At 70.5% G+C, this 14,592-nt stretch carries 14 protein-coding genes; 8 read left to right on the forward strand and 6 right to left on the reverse strand.

From position 1 onward, the window contains the following. Positions 1 to 57: 57 nt before the first annotated feature. From E8A49_RS03230 to clpB, 3 genes are all read left to right on the forward strand, one after another. Positions 58 to 885, forward strand: coding sequence for a carbon-nitrogen hydrolase family protein (locus E8A49_RS03230; protein WP_293376300.1), 828 nt, complete (start codon positions 58 to 60; stop codon positions 883 to 885). Further along, a complete protein-coding gene (locus tag E8A49_RS03235; protein ID WP_293376302.1) occupies positions 882 to 1,313 on the forward strand; it encodes a DUF1178 family protein in 432 nt (143 codons plus the stop codon). The genes E8A49_RS03230 and E8A49_RS03235 overlap by 4 nt, the downstream gene beginning before the upstream one ends. Positions 1,314 to 1,431: 118 nt before the next feature. Beyond that, a complete protein-coding gene (gene clpB, locus E8A49_RS03240; RefSeq protein ID WP_293376304.1) occupies positions 1,432 to 4,014 on the forward strand; it encodes an ATP-dependent chaperone ClpB in 2,583 nt (860 codons plus the stop codon). Between the two features lie 33 nt (positions 4,015 to 4,047). On the opposite strand, the gene E8A49_RS03245 is transcribed toward clpB, so the two are convergent. The 5 genes from E8A49_RS03245 to arfB all read right to left on the reverse strand — a co-directional run bounded on the left by E8A49_RS03245 (position 4,048) and on the right by arfB (position 7,011). Further along, positions 4,048 to 4,317: a hypothetical protein gene (locus tag E8A49_RS03245; protein ID WP_293376306.1), complete on the reverse strand. Its 270-nt coding sequence runs from the start codon at positions 4,315 to 4,317 to the stop codon at positions 4,048 to 4,050. A 147-nt stretch (positions 4,318 to 4,464) separates the two neighbouring features. Then, complete coding sequence (locus E8A49_RS03250; protein ID WP_293376308.1) at positions 4,465 to 4,731, reverse strand: hypothetical protein; 267 nt, start codon at positions 4,729 to 4,731, stop codon at positions 4,465 to 4,467. A 64-nt stretch (positions 4,732 to 4,795) separates the two neighbouring features. Then, positions 4,796 to 5,353 (reverse strand): hypothetical protein, encoded by a 558-nt coding sequence (locus tag E8A49_RS03255; RefSeq protein WP_293376310.1) that lies wholly within the window; start codon positions 5,351 to 5,353, stop codon positions 4,796 to 4,798. A 67-nt stretch (positions 5,354 to 5,420) separates the two neighbouring features. After that, positions 5,421 to 6,542 carry a DUF3667 domain-containing protein gene (locus tag E8A49_RS03260; protein ID WP_293376312.1) on the reverse strand — a complete coding sequence of 374 codons (1,122 nt, stop codon included), beginning with the start codon at positions 6,540 to 6,542 and terminating at the stop codon, positions 5,421 to 5,423. 46 nt (positions 6,543 to 6,588) lie between these two features. Further along, on the reverse strand, positions 6,589 to 7,011 hold the full coding sequence (arfB, locus tag E8A49_RS03265) for an alternative ribosome rescue aminoacyl-tRNA hydrolase ArfB (RefSeq protein WP_293376314.1): 423 nt from the start codon (positions 7,009 to 7,011) through the stop codon (positions 6,589 to 6,591). Between the two features lie 89 nt (positions 7,012 to 7,100). On the opposite strand from arfB, the gene E8A49_RS03270 reads away from it, so the two are divergent. The 5 genes from E8A49_RS03270 to E8A49_RS03290 all read left to right on the forward strand — a co-directional run bounded on the left by E8A49_RS03270 (position 7,101) and on the right by E8A49_RS03290 (position 13,308). Continuing rightward, the gene (locus tag E8A49_RS03270) at positions 7,101 to 7,700 is read left to right on the forward strand and encodes a hypothetical protein (RefSeq protein ID WP_293376316.1); all 600 of its coding nucleotides are present in this window, start codon (positions 7,101 to 7,103) and stop codon (positions 7,698 to 7,700) included. 222 nt (positions 7,701 to 7,922) lie between these two features. Then, positions 7,923 to 8,429 carry a GNAT family N-acetyltransferase gene (locus E8A49_RS03275; RefSeq protein WP_293376318.1) on the forward strand — a complete coding sequence of 169 codons (507 nt, stop codon included), beginning with the start codon at positions 7,923 to 7,925 and terminating at the stop codon, positions 8,427 to 8,429. Beyond that, a complete protein-coding gene (locus E8A49_RS03280; RefSeq protein ID WP_293376320.1) occupies positions 8,426 to 8,659 on the forward strand; it encodes a hypothetical protein in 234 nt (77 codons plus the stop codon). Before E8A49_RS03275 ends, E8A49_RS03280 begins: the two co-directional genes overlap by 4 nt. Beyond that, on the forward strand, positions 8,643 to 9,662 hold the full coding sequence (gene ilvC, locus E8A49_RS03285) for a ketol-acid reductoisomerase (protein ID WP_293376322.1): 1,020 nt from the start codon (positions 8,643 to 8,645) through the stop codon (positions 9,660 to 9,662). The genes E8A49_RS03280 and ilvC overlap by 17 nt, the downstream gene beginning before the upstream one ends. Before the next feature lie 232 nt (positions 9,663 to 9,894). Beyond that, positions 9,895 to 13,308 carry a S41 family peptidase gene (locus E8A49_RS03290; RefSeq protein WP_293376531.1) on the forward strand — a complete coding sequence of 1,138 codons (3,414 nt, stop codon included), beginning with the start codon at positions 9,895 to 9,897 and terminating at the stop codon, positions 13,306 to 13,308. On the opposite strand, the gene E8A49_RS03295 is transcribed toward E8A49_RS03290, so the two are convergent. Beyond that, a complete protein-coding gene (locus E8A49_RS03295; RefSeq protein ID WP_293376324.1) occupies positions 13,305 to 14,486 on the reverse strand; it encodes a glycosyltransferase in 1,182 nt (393 codons plus the stop codon). The two genes, E8A49_RS03290 and E8A49_RS03295, sit on opposite strands and share 4 nt — an antisense overlap. Positions 14,487 to 14,592: the final 106 nt, after the last annotated feature.

A 14,592-nucleotide genomic window follows, 5' to 3' on the forward strand; every position in this document is an offset into this window, starting at 1 on the left:
GGCGGCGGCCTGACGCCTTCCCTCCCCATGAAGGGGAGGGAAGGCTATGTAGGTCCCATGAAGATCGGCCTCATCCAGACCCGGACGCCCGCGACCCAGGCCGCGGCGCTGGCGCATGTCCTGCCCCTGGTTCGCGAGGCCGCCGCGGACGGCGCCCGGTTCATCGCCACGCCCGAGGGGACCAATGTCCTGCAGAAGGACCGCGAGGCGCTCCTGCCGCTGCTGGTGAGCCTGGAGGACGACGTGGTGGTCGCGGGCCTGCGGGACGCGGCGAAGGCCCTCGGCGTCTGGATCCTGATCGGCTCGGCGCTGGTGAAGCGCGAGGATGGCAAGGCCGCCAACCGCTCGGCCCTGATCTCGCCAGACGGCGCGATCGCGGCGACCTACGACAAGCTGCACATGTTCGACGTCGACCTGCCGACCGGCGAGACGGCGCGGGAGTCGGCGACCTATGAGCCCGGCGCGCGCGCGGTGACGGCGCGGGCGGGCGATCTGAAGCTCGGCATGACCATCTGCTACGACCTGCGCTTCCCGGCGCTCTATCGGGCCCTGGCGCTGGCCGGCGCCGAGGTGATGACCATCCCGGCCGCCTTCACCCGCCCGACCGGGGCGGCGCACTGGGAGGTGCTGATGCGCGCCCGGGCCATCGAGACCGGCGCCTTCGTGCTCGCGCCGGCCCAGGGCGGCAAGCACGAGGACGGCCGCGGCACCTGGGGCCATTCCCTGGTCGTCGCGCCCTGGGGCGAGGTCATCGCCAGCCTCGGCCACGACGAGCCCGGCGTGCTGATCGCCGACCTGGACCTGGCGGCGCCGGCGAAGGCGCGGGCCGCGATCCCCAACCTCGTCAACGCGCGGCCCTTCGCCGAGCCGGCGGCGCTGGCATGATCCGCTACGCCCTCAACTGCGAGCACGAGCACGGCTTCGAGGGCTGGTTCGGCGCCTCGGCTGACTTTGACGATCAGCAGGCGCGCGGCCTCCTGGAATGCCCGGTGTGCGGCTCCAAGGCGGTGCGCAAGGCGATCATGGCTCCGGCCGTGGCCGGCACGAAGACACGTTCGCAGGACCTCAGCCCGGCCCAGAACCACCAGATGATGATGGAGGCCATGGGCCGCATCCGCCGTCACGTGGAGGAGACCTTCGACGACGTGGGCGACGCCTTCGCCACCGAGGCCCGCGCCATCCACGAGGGCCGCTCGGAAGACCGCGGCATCTATGGCCAGGCCACCTCGCAGGAGGTCCGCGACTTGGTGGAGGATGGCGTCCCGATCGCGCCGCTGCCGCCGGAGCCGAAGCGCAAGAGCGAGCTGAACTGACCACGGTGCGCCGGGGTTGGACCTACTTGTGTGACCCATCGGCCACACTACATCGGGTGAGGCTGGGAACCGTGCTTGACGAGGCGGTCCCGCCCATTCGCCTAATCAAGGGGACCTGATGAACATCGACGTCTATTCCGACCGCGCCAAACAGGCGATCCAGTCGGCCCAGAGCCTGGCGCTCGCCCGCGGCCACCAGCAGCTTGCGCCGGAGCATCTGCTGAAGGTGCTGCTGGAGGAAAAGGACGGGCTGTCGCGCGCGCTGATCCAGAGCGCCGGCGGGCGGCCCGAAGCGGCCGACCAAGCCGCCGACACCCTGCTTGGCAAGCTGCCCAAGGTCGAGGGCGGCACGGGCCAGCTCTACATGAAGCCCGACATGGCCCGCGTGTTCGCCGGCGCCGAGTTGGGCGCCAAAGAGGCGGGCGACGCCTTTGTGACCACCGAGCGCCTGCTGATCGCGCTGGCCAAGGACGGCGGTGACGCCTCGAAGGCGCTGAAGGACGCCGGCGCCACGGCCAAGGGCCTGGAAGAGGCCGCCGTCGCCCTGCGCAAGGGCAAGACCGCCGACACCGCCTCGGCCGAGGAGGGCTACGACGCCCTGAAGCGCTACGCCCGCGACCTGACCCAGGCCGCCCGCGATGGCAAGCTGGACCCGGTGATCGGCCGCGACGAGGAGATCCGCCGCACCATCCAGGTCCTCTCGCGCCGCACCAAGAACAACCCCGTGCTGATCGGCGAGCCCGGCGTCGGCAAGACCGCCATCGTCGAAGGCCTGGCCCTGCGCATCGTCAACGGCGACGTGCCCGAGAGCCTGAAGGACAAGCAGTTGATGGCGCTCGATATGGGCAGCCTGATCGCCGGCGCGAAGTACCGCGGCGAGTTCGAGGAACGGCTGAAGGCGGTCCTGAACGAGGTCACCGCCGCCGAGGGCTCGATCATCCTGTTCATCGACGAGATGCACACCCTGGTGGGCGCCGGGAAGAGCGAGGGCGCCATGGACGCTTCGAACCTCTTGAAGCCCGCCCTAGCGCGCGGCGAGCTGCACTGCGTGGGCGCCACCACCCTCGATGAGTACCGCAAGCACGTGGAGAAGGACGCCGCGCTCGCCCGGCGCTTCCAGCCGGTCTTCGTCTCCGAGCCCACGGTGGAGGACACCATCTCCATCCTGCGCGGCCTCAAGGAGAAGTACGAGCTGCACCATGGGGTGCGGATCACCGACAGCGCCATCGTGGCCGCCGCGACGCTGTCCAACCGCTACATCGCCGACCGCTTCCTGCCGGACAAGGCCATCGACCTGATGGACGAGGCGGGCAGCCGCGTGCGCATGGCGGTGGATTCCAAGCCCGAGGAGCTGGACGAGATCGACCGGCGCATTGTGCAGCTGAAGATCGAGCGCGAGGCCCTGACCCGGGAGACCGACGCGGCCTCCAAGGCCCGGCTGGACAAGCTGGAGGACGAGCTCGACGACCTGGAAGGCCAGTCCGCCGAGATGACCGCCCGCTGGCGCTCGGAGAAGGAGAAGGTCTCCTCCGCCGCCCAGACCCGTGAGGCCCTCGACCGCTTGCGCGCCGAGCTGGTGAGCGCCCAGCGCCGGGGCGACCTGCAGCGCGCGTCGGAGATCGCCTACGGCGAGATCCCGACGCTGGAGAAGCGCCTGGCGGAAGAAGAGTCCAAGGCCGACCAGGACGCGGTCAGCCCCGAGGTGGTCGACGCCGAGCAGATCGCCGCGGTGGTCTCCCGCTGGACCGGCGTGCCGGTGGAGAAGATGCTGGAAGGCGAGCGCGAGAAGCTGCTCAAGATGGAGGATGCGCTGCACGCCCGCGTGGTCGGCCAGGACGAAGCCCTGGCGGCGGTCTCCGACGCGGTGCGCCGCGCGCGGGCCGGCCTGCAGGACCCCAACCGGCCGATCGGCTCGTTCCTGTTCCTGGGCCCCACCGGCGTCGGCAAGACCGAGCTCACCAAGGCCTTGGCGGAATTCATGTTCTCTGACGAGGGCGCGATCACCCGCCTCGACATGAGCGAGTACATGGAGAAGCACTCCGTCAGCCGCATGATCGGCGCGCCTCCGGGCTATGTCGGCTATGACGAAGGCGGGGCGCTGACCGAGGCGGTGCGGCGCCGGCCCTACCAGGTCGTGCTGTTCGACGAGGTGGAGAAGGCCCACCCGGACGTCTTCAACGTGCTCTTGCAGGTGCTGGACGACGGGCGGCTCACCGATGGCCAAGGCCGCACGGTGGACTTCCGCAACACCCTGATCGTCATGACCTCGAACCTGGGTTCGGAATTCCTCGCCACCCTCGACGAGGGCCAGGACGTGGACGAGGCCCGCGTCTCGGTGATGGACGTCGTGCGCCGCCACTTCCGGCCGGAGTTCCTGAACCGGATCGACGAGATCATCCTCTTCAAGCGGCTGGGCCGCGCGGAGATGGACGGGGTGGTGAAGATCCAGCTGCAGCGGGTCGACAAGCTGCTGGCCGACCGGCGGATGACTATCGCCCTCGACAACGCGGCCACCCACTGGCTGGCCGAGCGCGGCTACGACCCGGTCTATGGCGCGCGGCCGCTGAAGCGGGTGATCCAGAAGGAGCTGGTGGATCCGATCGCGCGGAAGCTGCTGGCCGGCGAACTGGACGACGGCGCCGTCATCGACGTCACCGCTGACCAGGACGGCCTGACCATCGGCCGCGCCAAGGTCCACTAGGGACCGCCATCTCGCGCTGGGCGCGACCCAGGATCAGAGCAGGCAGGGCCGGGTGACGCCGGGGGCCACGCGCAGCCGGTCGGTGCGCGGATCGTAGGCCTCGGGATAGGTCGCCAGGCAGGCCGCGCGGTGGCGAGCCTCGGCGCTGTAGCCCACGTTCAGGTTCGGGCCCTGGTAGTCGGCGCGGATCGCGAAACGCTCGGCGGAAACCGCGGCGGCGGGTTCGGGACCGGCGGCGAGGGCGGGCAGGGCGCTCGAGGCGGCGAGGACGGTGGCCAGGACGGCCAGGGCGGTTTTACGCATGACGGAATGGCACTCCACCTCGGGGCGCCGTTTTGCGTCCCCCGATAAAGGCCGAACGCCGTAACCTCGCTGGGGTTCACGGCGGCGCTTCGCAGGCATGGAAAAGGCCCCGCCGTGGACCGGGACCTTCGGCGGGCCTGCGGCCGCCTAGTCGGCGCAGGTCACCCAGCGGTGGCCGTCCATATAGGCATCGCGGCGCGGGTCGTAGCCGTGGTGGGTCATGCAGGTGTGCACATGGCCGTACCAGTCGGCCTCATGGCCGCGCCAGCGATGCCACTTGGCCAGCGGCGGCGGCGGGGCCGCGCCCCACGCCGGGTCCCAATGGCCGTAGCGTTCGACCGGCTGGGCGCCGGCGACGCCGGCCGCGCCGATCAGGGTCGCGGCCGCCAGGCCCGCGAACAGGAGCTTACGCATAGAGAATCTTCCTTCGTTGGTTGTCCCAACGCGGAGAACTCGGATCGGCCCCGGTAAGTTCGCTTCAGAGCTCGAAGACGGTGACCCTGCCGCCCTTGGTCGTCACCCGGCGCATGACCGCCAAGCTTGGGCCCTGCGCGCCGCCCGCGGGCTTGGCCAGGGTCACCAGGTACCAGGCGCCGTCGGGCAGGCCCGCGAAGCTGAAGTGGTCGGCGCCGTCGCAGGCGGCGCGCTTGACGTAAGGGTTGGAGTCGCCGGCCGGCGCCTGGTTCTGGCGGCTGCGCACGTCGTCGGCGGGAAGCGCGGCGTGCTGGTCGGACTTGTAGAGCACCAGCATCCGCCGCCGCGCCCAGGGCGTTTCGGGCGTCAGCACCACGGTGGCGCCGGCGCAGCTGTAGCGCGGCTGGCCCGGCGGATGGGCGAGCGTGCCGGAGAGGGTGTTCTTGCCCGGCGCCTGCGACCAGGCGAAGTCGCCCGGGCGGAAGACGCTGTCGTCGCCGGGCGGCGGCGGCGGCATGGCGGCCATCCGTCCAGGCGGGGGCGGCCCGTAGGAGGGCGCGCAGGCGGTGAGCGAAGCCGCGGCAAGCGCGGCGGCGGCGAGGAAACGAACGCGGTCGGCCATGCCGCGAGCTTATAGTCCAATGCGGCGAAATCGCGCCAGATGCGAACGCCGACCGGTGTTTCGCGGGCTAGATCGTGGCGATCGCCAGCACCAGCAGGCCGGTGAGCAGCATGAGCGACCAGAACCCCGTGATCGACCAGACCAGCGCCGTCTTGATCGCCGCCCCCGGGATGCTGGAGCCGTAGCCGCCGCGCAGGGTCTGGAACAGGTTCACCAGGCTCCAGACCCCGGCGGCGGCGAAATACCAGCCCATCAGGCTGAACGGCAGCAGGAAGCCCACCGCGCTCAGGAGGAAGCCGAACGACAGCAGGTTCATCGCCACCACCAGGTGGTCGTAGACGAAGAGGTCCTTGCGCCGCCGGTAGACCAGGGCCAGCGAGAGGCCGACGATCGGCAACAGCCCCACCGCGGCGCGATGGCCCCAGTCGAACACCACGTTCCAGTACTGGTCGGGGTTCTCGGTCGCCTTCTTGATGCCCCGCTCGAACCAGGTCTTCTTGGCCGAGGCGTCCGCCTGCTCCTCGTCCGGATCCCGCGCCGGCAGGCCCTGGGCCACCCGATCGGCCCGGTGCTGCTCGCGGGCGTAGCGGGCCTGGACCTTGGCGACCTCGCGCGCATAGGCGGCTTGCGTCTTCTCCGGCTTCACGTCCGGGTCCTTCAGCTCCTTGTCGCGGTCGGCGGCGGCTTCCTTCATGTCCGCCTGGAAGTCCTTGACCGCGTCCGCGCGGCGCTTGGCGACCGCCGTGGCGCGGCCCTGCGGCGTGGCCAGCAGGGCGGTTTCGCGGGCGTTCTGCCGCTGGTTGGCCACCGTCGAGCGGTGGGTCATGTTCTGGGCGGCGAAGATGAAGATCACCAGCGCCACCAGGAAGCAGCGGAATGGCGGGATGTGCCGCACGATGCGGCCTTCCATGTAGTCGCGCGCCAGGCCGCCGGGGCGCAGGAACAGGGCCGGCGCCGTGCGCCACAGCCGCCCGTCCAGCTCGAACATCCCCTCGAAGGCTTCGTAGATCAGGTGCAGGATCGAACGCTTGTGCAGGTCCGCGTCCTGGCCGCAGACATGGCAGAATGGGCCGACCAGGGTGGAGTCGCAGTTCTTGCAGTGGGCGCCGTGCGGCGGCATGTGGCGGCTGCGCGCGCCCACCAGGTGCGAGAGCGAATCCGCCGCCGCTGCTTCCAGCTCGAAACTCACCGAAGGTCCCCCGCACTCCGCCGCAGAGACATTAGCTGAGGCCCGGCTAGTCGTCACCGCGCGGGCGGCCGCGCATGGCCTTGACGCCGGAGCGTTTGGCCTTGCCCTCCAGGCGCTTCAGCTTCGAGGCGTAGGTGGGCTTGGTCTTCTTGCGCGGCTTGGGCCGGTGCGCGGCCTGGACGATCAGCTCCACGAGGCGCTCGCGGGCCTCCTGGCGGTTCATCTCCTGGCTGCGGTGGCCCTGGGCGAAGATCACGATGACGCCGTCCTGGTTCATCCGCTGGCCGGCGATCCGCGACAGGCGCTCCTTCACCTCGTCGGGCAGGGACGGCGAGGCCATGGCGTCGAAGCGCAGCTCGACCGCCGTCGAGGACGTGTTGACGTGCTGGCCGCCGGGGCCCGAGGCGCGCACGAACTTCTCGACGAGTTCGTCGTCCTCCAAGGCCAAGGTGTCGGTGACCGGGATCATCGGCGCAAGCTGCCACGCTTCGGGCGTTTTCGCGACGTAGCGCTCAGCGCCTCGATCCCTCGCGGAGACGCCACCTTGCGGAGACGCCCTTGTCCCTGAAGTCCCGCGCGCTGGCCGCGGTCCTGCTGGCAGCCTGCAGCGCCGCGCTCCCCGCCGCCGCGCAGGAGCCCCCCGCGGCGCCGTCCGCCCCGAAGCCGCCCGTCCGGAAACCGCCGACCCTGTCGCCGGCCAGCCTCGAACGGTACCTGGCGCTGCGCGAAGTGGCGTTCTCCACCCGGCCCGAGGATGTCGAGGTGCAGGCCAAGCCCGGCCAGGAGGACGTCTACGGCGTCATCGTGGAGTTCGAGGAGGGCGACGCCCTGGTCACCGCCGTGGGCTTCGCCTCGGGCGACGCCAGCGTCTACTTCTCCACCGGCGCCGGGAAGATCGGCGGCCGGCGCGAGGCCCTGGTCGCCGCGGCGGCGCGCTCGCTGGTGGCGCAGGCCCAGGTCCAGCTCGCCGACCTACCCAGCAGCGCGCAATATCCGACGCCCGATCCCGGGCATGTGCGCGTCTATGCGCTGACCACCGCGGGCCTGCGGGGCGTGGAGGAGGACCGCATCGCCATCGAAACCGCGACGGACCGCCTGAACCCCCTGTTCGAAGGCGCCCGGAAGATCCTCAGCGAGTTCCGCGACGCCGGCCAGTAGCGGCGGGCTTTGCCAAGCTTCGCCGAACCGGCTATGTGAGGGCCATGCGTTCGATGCTGATGCTTACCGTACGTCTCGCGCGGGCCGCCTTTGGCGGGCCGGTGAGGGATGTCGTGCGCTAGAGCCTGATCGCAGCACAGACCGCCACACCAGCCCCGCCGGGATCCGGACGGGGCTTTTTCTTGGGCCCTCCATCCGTCCCGGCCAGACCGAGACGAACCCATGGACCCGCCCATACCCAGATCCGACATCCTGATCCGCGCCGCCGAGCCGTCGGATGTCCCCGACCTGACGGAGGCCTGGAACCAGCCGCAGGCCTACGCCGGCACCCTTCAGTTGCCCTTCACCTCGGTGGAGGCGCGGCAGGCGCGCTTCGCCGCCCATGCCGACGCCACACGCCTGGTGGCGGTGGCGGACGGCAAGGCTATCGGCATGATCTTCCTGTCGCGGGAGGCGAACCGGCGCGTCCACGTGGGGTCGATCGGCATGGCGGTGCACGACGCCCACGCCGGGCGCGGGGTCGGCTCGGCCCTGCTGGCCGCGGTCATCGACCTGGCCGACAACTGGCTGCAGATCCGGCGGCTGGAGCTCACCGTCTACGCCGACAATGCCCGCGCCATCGCCCTTTACGAACGCTTCGGCTTCGAACGCGAAGGCCTGCTCCGCGGTTATGCGTGGCGGGGCGGCGCCTATGTCGACGCCATAGCGATGGCGAGGCTCAGCCTATGATCCATCACCCCGAACGCAAGCCCGGGCCGGCCTACGCCGGGCGTCTGGAACGCCATGTCCAGAGGCGCAGGGCGCTGGCGGCGAAGGCCGCCGCCGATCCTGCGACCGCCGACCTTCCCTTGACCTCCGCGCAAAAAACCGCTTCAGAGCGCCGGCTTTGCCGCGCCGCCGTTGCGGAGAAGCAGCCCTTCTTGACCTTCCAGGAGAACAATCATGCGCGTCTACTATGACCGCGACGCCGACCTGTCCCGCATCCTGGACAAGAAGATCGCCATTGTAGGCTACGGTTCTCAGGGACGGGCGCACGCGCTCAACCTGAAGGATTCCGGGGTGAAGGAGGTCGCCGTGGCCCTGAAGCCCGGCTCGGCCACCGCCAAGAAGGTCGAGGCCGACGGGCTGAAGGTGATGAGCGTCGCCGAGGCCGCCAAGTGGGCCGACCTGCTCATGGTGCTGGCCCCGGACGAATTGCAGCGCGACATCTACAAGGCCGAGATCGAGCCCAACCTCCGCGACGGCGCGGCGCTGCTGTTCGCCCACGGCCTGAACATCCACTTCGGCCTGATCGAGCCCAAGGCCAGTGTCGACGTGCTGATGGTGGCGCCCAAGGGCCCGGGCCATACGGTGCGCGGCGAGTACCAGAAGGGCGGCGGCGTGCCCTGCCTGATCGCGGTGCACCAGAACGCCTCCGGCGGCGCCATGGACCTCGGCCTCGCCTACGCCTCGGCGATCGGCGGCGGCCGCTCCGGCGTCATCGAGACCAACTTCCGCGAGGAATGCGAGACCGACCTGTTCGGCGAGCAGGCCGTGCTGTGCGGCGGCCTTGTCGAACTGATCCGCGCCGGCTTCGAAACTCTGGTGGAAGCCGGCTACGCCCCGGAGATGGCCTATTTCGAGTGTCTGCACGAGGTGAAGCTGATCGTCGACCTGATCTACGAAGGCGGCATCGCCAACATGAACTACTCGATCTCCAACACCGCGGAGTACGGGGAGTACGTGACCGGCCCGCGCATCGTGACGCCGGAGACCAAGGCCGAGATGAAGCGCGTGCTGGAGGACATCCAATCCGGCCGTTTCGTCCGGGACTTCATGCAGGAGAACGCGGTCGGCGCGCCCAGCTTCAAGGCCATCCGCCGCCGCGGCGCCGAGCATCAGATCGAGGACGTCGGCCAGCGCCTGCGCGCCATGATGCCCTGGATCACCAAGAACAAGCTGGTCGACACGGCGCGGAATTGAGCGCCCTCACCTAAACCCCGTCATCCCCCGGTCGCCCGAAGAGGCGATCCGGGGGACCCATGCGGTCTTTCCTATTCTGCAACTCGACTTGGGTCCCCCGGATCAGCCTGCGGCTGACCGGAGGATGACGGGCGAAAGGAGGGTGCGCCGACCGCCGCAAGCCGATTGCCAAACGCCCGGACGCGGCGGAAAGCTTGGCGGTCGTCTTTCCGGGGGATCGTCCGTGCGCCTCATGTCCTATCTTGCGTCCGCCGCCGCGGTGGGCGTGCTGGCGTTCGCCGCCCAGGCCGGAGCCCAGCCCGCGCCGCACATCCTGCAACAGCCGGCGCTCAGCCATGACCTGATCGCCTTCAGCTATGCGGGCGACATCTGGACCGTGCCGCGCTCCGGCGGGCGGGCGACACGGATCACCACCGGGGTCGGCGTCGAGAGTCAGCCGATGTTCTCGCCGGATGGGACGACGCTGGCCTTCACCGGGGACTACGACGGCAACACCGACGTCTTCACCGTGCCGGCCGTGGGAGGGGTGCCGCACCGGGTGACCTATCATCCGGCGGCGGACGTGGCGGTGGGCTGGTCGAGCGACGGCAAGAAGATCCTCTTCCGCTCAAACCGCGCCGCCGCCAGCCGCTACACCCAGATCTTCGAGGTCTCGCCGCAGGGCGGGGCGGCGACGCCGCTGCCGCTGCCCATGGCCTACGCCGGCCAGGAGTCCCCGGACGGCGCGCGCATCGCCTACAACCCGATGGGCCCGGCTTTCGCGTTCAACTTCACCAACTACGTCGCCTGGGGGAACTACCGCGGCGGCCAGGCGAGCACGATCAAGATCACCACACTCAGCGGCCTCGACACCGTCGAGGTCCCGCACGAGGCCGCCGCCGACCTGTCGCCCGTCTGGGCGCGGGGCAAGCTCTACTTCCTGTCGGCGCGCGGCGGGCCGATGTCGATCTACAGCTACGACCCGGCCAGCAAGGCCGTGGCTCAGGTCTACGCCAACGCCGGGCCGGAGATCCGCTCGCTGGCCAGCGACGGCCAGACCCTGGTCTTCGACCGGCTGGGCGAGCTCTACACCCTGGAGCCCGGCGGCCAGCCGCAGCGGGTCAGCGTCGACGTCACCGGCGACATGCCAGACGTGCGCGCCCGCATCGCCAAGGTCGGCGACGAGGTGGTCAACGTCTCGGTCTCGCCCACCGGCATCCGCGCCGCCGTCGAGGCGCACGGCGAGATCCTGACCGTGCCGGTGAAGAAGGGGCCGATCCGCAACCTGACCAACACGCCAGGCGTGATGGAGCGCGAGCCGTCGTGGAGCCCGGACGGCCAGTCGATCGCCTACTTCTCCGACGAGGGCGGCCTCTACGCCCTGCACGTCGCCGCCCAGACCGGCGAGGGCAAGCCGCGCAAGTACGCGCTGGCCGCGGAGCCCGCCTACTATTTCCATCCGGTCTGGTCGCCGGATTCCAAGAAGATCGCCTTCTACGACAACCGGCTGAAGTCCTATGTCCTGGACCTGGCGAGCGGCAAGGTGACCCAGCTGGGCGAGCCGGATGTCTGGGGCGGTTTCACCGACCAGACCCATGGGATGTCCTGGTCGCCGGACTCCAGGTGGCTGGCCTGGACGCGCTTCCTGCCCAACCACCTGCACGGGGTGATGCTGTTCTCGACAGAGACGGCGAAGTCGATCCCGGTGACCGATCCGATGGGCGACGCCCGCGACCCGGCCTTCGACCGCAGCGGCAAGTACCTCTACTTCCTGGGCAGCAACAACGCCGGCATGACCGCGCACACGCTGGACATGTCGAGCGATCTCTACCGCCCGACGCGCTCGGTCTATGCGCTCAGCCTGGCGGCGGCGACCGCTTCGCCGACCGCGCCGGAGAGCGACGACGAGAAGTCGGTGGCCGAGGCCCGCGAGACGGCCAAGGAGAACGCCGACAAGACCCCGGCCGGCCAGGCGGGCGAGGCCAAGAAGGACGCTAAGGACAAGCCCTCGGCGCCACCGACGCCGCCGCAGCCGAAGACCACCGCCGTCGACCTGCCGGGCCTGAGCCTGGCCGCCATCAGCGCGCGCACGGTCGCCCTGCCGATCCCCGCCGGCCCGCTGACCGGCCTGCAGACGGGCAAGCCCGGGACGATCTTCTGGCTCTCCGATCCGGGCGCGACGGATCCCAACGCCACCGGCCCCAACGGGACCCTGCACCGCTTCACTCTGGAAGACCGCAAGGTCGAGACGGTCGCCGAGCACCTGGCCGACTACCAGCTCACCGCCGACGGCGAGAAGGTGCTGCTCGCCGAGGTGAAGCCGCCATCGCCGGACATGCCGCCGTCCGGGCCGCCGCACCCGCACTACAGCGTCGTGCCGGCGACGCCCAAGCCGCCCGGCGGGGCCGCGCCGAAGGGCGGCGACGACACGGCGCTGGCCTTCGACAGCCTGGAGGTCCGCGTCGACCCGCCCGCCGAGTGGGCGCAGATGTATCATGAGGTCTGGCGCATCGAGCGGGCCTTCTTCTACGACCCGAACTTCCACGGCTTCGACACCGTGGCCGCGGAGAAGCGGCTCGCGCCCTACGTCGCCGCGGTGCAGTCGCGGTCGGACCTGAACTACATCTTCCAGGAGATGCTCACCGGCTTCTCGGTGGGCCACCTGCGCGGCTCCGGCGGAGCCATCCCGGAGGCGCGGCGGGTCTCCGGCGGCCTCCTGGGCGCGGACTACCAGATCGTGGGCGGCAAGTGGTGCATCGCCAAGATCTACACCGGCGGCGCCTGGTCGCCGGACGCCAAGGCCCCCCTGGCCCAGCCCGGCCTGAACATCCGCGCCGGCGACTGCATCGCCGCCATCAACGGCCAGGCGCTGGACGCCTCGACCGACATCCAGCAGCCGCTGGAAGGCACGGCCGGCAAGGCGGTCAGCCTGACGCTTTCCGGAACCGCCGGTCCACGCACCGTCACCGTGATCCCGGTCGGCAGCGAGGCGCGCCTGCGCAACCTCGACTGGATCGAGGGCAACCGCCGCAAGGTGGAGGAACTCTCCGGCGGACGGCTGGCCTACGTCTACCTGCCCGACACCGGCGCGGGCGGCTTCACCAGCTTCAACCGCTACTACTTCGCCCAGACCGACAAGCAGGGCGTGGTGGTCGACGAGCGGTTCAACGGCGGCGGCCAGATGGCCGACTACATCATCGAGGTCCTGAGCCGCCACCTGCAGGGCTACTGGTCGCCGCGATACGGGGCGATCGAGCGCACACCCGCCGCCTCGATCCTGGGGCCGAAGGTGATGATCGCCAACGAGGCCTCGGGCTCCGGCGGCGACGCCCTGCCGTGGATGTTCAAGGCGAACCAGCTGGGCCCCCTGGTGGGCAAGCGCACCTGGGGCGGGCTGGTGGGCATCAGCCAGATGCCGCCGCTCATGGACGGCGGGCAGGTGACCTCGCCCGACGTCGGCTTTTTCTCGCCCAAGGGACAGTGGGACGTGGAGAACCACGGCGTCGACCCTGACGTGCCGGTGGAGCAGGACCCCAAGGCCGTGGCCGCCGGCCATGACCCGCAGCTTGAGACCGCCGTCGCGCTCGCGCTCCAGAAGCTCGGGCCGGTGACCGCGCCGCCGCGGCCCGCCTATCCGGTCTATCCGCTGAAGCCGGCCAAGCCCTAGCGCCGCACCGCGTCCGCCGCCGACGCTATGAGGTCGATGCGGCGGTCCCAGGTGTGGTGGGCGAGGGTCTTGGCCTGGGCGGCGTGGGCGTAGGCGAAGGCCCGCTCCGGGTCGGCGGCCAAGGCGCTGAGCGCCGTCATGCCGGCGTCGAGGTCCTTCCAATAGAAGAGCTCGATGTCGCGGCCTGGCGCGAAGACCTCGGCGTAGTACCGGCTGAAGTCCGAGAAGCTCGCCGCGCCCGCCAGGGCTGCGGAGAAGGGCCGCTCGTGCGAGCCGGCGCCGAAGTTGCCGTTGGTGTTCAGCACAAGCCGCGATTGGGCCATCAGTTCGGCCATACGGTTCATCTCGACCGGCCCCTCGTAGGCCGCGTTCTTGAAGCGGTGGAGCTGGCTCTCCCAGCCGGCGCCGACGATGTGCAGCGGTACGCCGGTCGCGGCGACCGCCTTCAGGAACTCGAAGCGCCGGGTCCGGCGCACCTCGACGTCCACCAGATGCGCCGTCTCGCGCGCGCCGACGTTGGCGGGATCCGACAGGTCCAGGCCGAGCGTGCGCAACACGGTGTCCAGGGCCACGTGCGGCGGCGTCCACTCGACACTGAGCGCCAGGTCGAGGGCGGCCTGCAGCACCTGGCGCGCCGGGCCCTCGACCCCGGTCCAGGGCGGCTCCGGCTGCTGGAAGCCGCCCGACCACAGCACCGGGATCGGCCGGCGCGCCAGGAAGGCGTCGGCCGAGGCGTCCGGCGGCGCGGCCTCGCCCACCGCCGGGTGCGGGAAGAAGCTCACATGGCCGAACCGCTGCGGCCCGTAGATCGCGCGGACGGCGTCCACCTGGGTCGGATCGACCAGCAGCAGCGCGGTCGACGGCGGCGTGGCGCGCAGGCGCTCCGTCTGCGACAGGACATAGTCGGTGAGCCAGAGGACATGCGGCCCGCCGTAGAGGTCGGAGAGCGTGCGGCCGGCGCCGTCGCGGAATCCTCCGGCGATATTGATGGAGAAGATCAGGTCGAAGCGGCCGGCGCCCGCGGCGTGGGCCAGCACCGGCGCTGCGATATCGTCGGTGTGACCCAGGTCGAGGACTTCGACCGCTTCGCCACGCCGCCGGAACGCCGCCGCGGCGTGGTCGCAGAAGAGGCGCGTGCCGCCGTATTGCGATCGGCCCTTCAGGATCAGGATGCGCAAAAGCGGCTGCTCCCATGGAGGGCCGTCAGGATAGTCGGATTCGCCAGCGGCCTCCGGGAGATGGGTTCACGGTCCCCCGCTGACGTCGGCCATGCCTCCAGCTACC

Origin of the sequence: Phenylobacterium sp. (genome assembly GCF_004799515.1) — a bacterium.
Classification (GTDB): domain Bacteria; phylum Pseudomonadota; class Alphaproteobacteria; order Caulobacterales; family Caulobacteraceae; genus Phenylobacterium.

What these genes read in the sequence shown, in the direction of transcription:
- E8A49_RS03230 (WP_293376300.1), top strand. Translation starts at nt 58, where the DNA reads ATGAAGATCGGCCTCATCCAGACCCGGACGCCCGCGACCCAGGCCGCG.
- E8A49_RS03235 (WP_293376302.1), top strand. Translation starts at nt 882, where the DNA reads ATGATCCGCTACGCCCTCAACTGCGAGCACGAGCACGGCTTCGAGGGC.
- clpB (WP_293376304.1), top strand. Translation starts at nt 1,432, where the DNA reads ATGAACATCGACGTCTATTCCGACCGCGCCAAACAGGCGATCCAGTCG.
- E8A49_RS03245 (WP_293376306.1), bottom strand. Translation starts at nt 4,317, where the DNA reads ATGCGTAAAACCGCCCTGGCCGTCCTGGCCACCGTCCTCGCCGCCTCG.
- E8A49_RS03250 (WP_293376308.1), bottom strand. Translation starts at nt 4,731, where the DNA reads ATGCGTAAGCTCCTGTTCGCGGGCCTGGCGGCCGCGACCCTGATCGGC.
- E8A49_RS03255 (WP_293376310.1), bottom strand. Translation starts at nt 5,353, where the DNA reads ATGGCCGACCGCGTTCGTTTCCTCGCCGCCGCCGCGCTTGCCGCGGCT.
- arfB (WP_293376314.1), bottom strand. Translation starts at nt 7,011, where the DNA reads ATGATCCCGGTCACCGACACCTTGGCCTTGGAGGACGACGAACTCGTC.
- E8A49_RS03275 (WP_293376318.1), top strand. Translation starts at nt 7,923, where the DNA reads ATGGACCCGCCCATACCCAGATCCGACATCCTGATCCGCGCCGCCGAG.
- E8A49_RS03280 (WP_293376320.1), top strand. Translation starts at nt 8,426, where the DNA reads ATGATCCATCACCCCGAACGCAAGCCCGGGCCGGCCTACGCCGGGCGT.
- ilvC (WP_293376322.1), top strand. Translation starts at nt 8,643, where the DNA reads ATGCGCGTCTACTATGACCGCGACGCCGACCTGTCCCGCATCCTGGAC.
- E8A49_RS03290 (WP_293376531.1), top strand. Translation starts at nt 9,895, where the DNA reads ATGTCCTATCTTGCGTCCGCCGCCGCGGTGGGCGTGCTGGCGTTCGCC.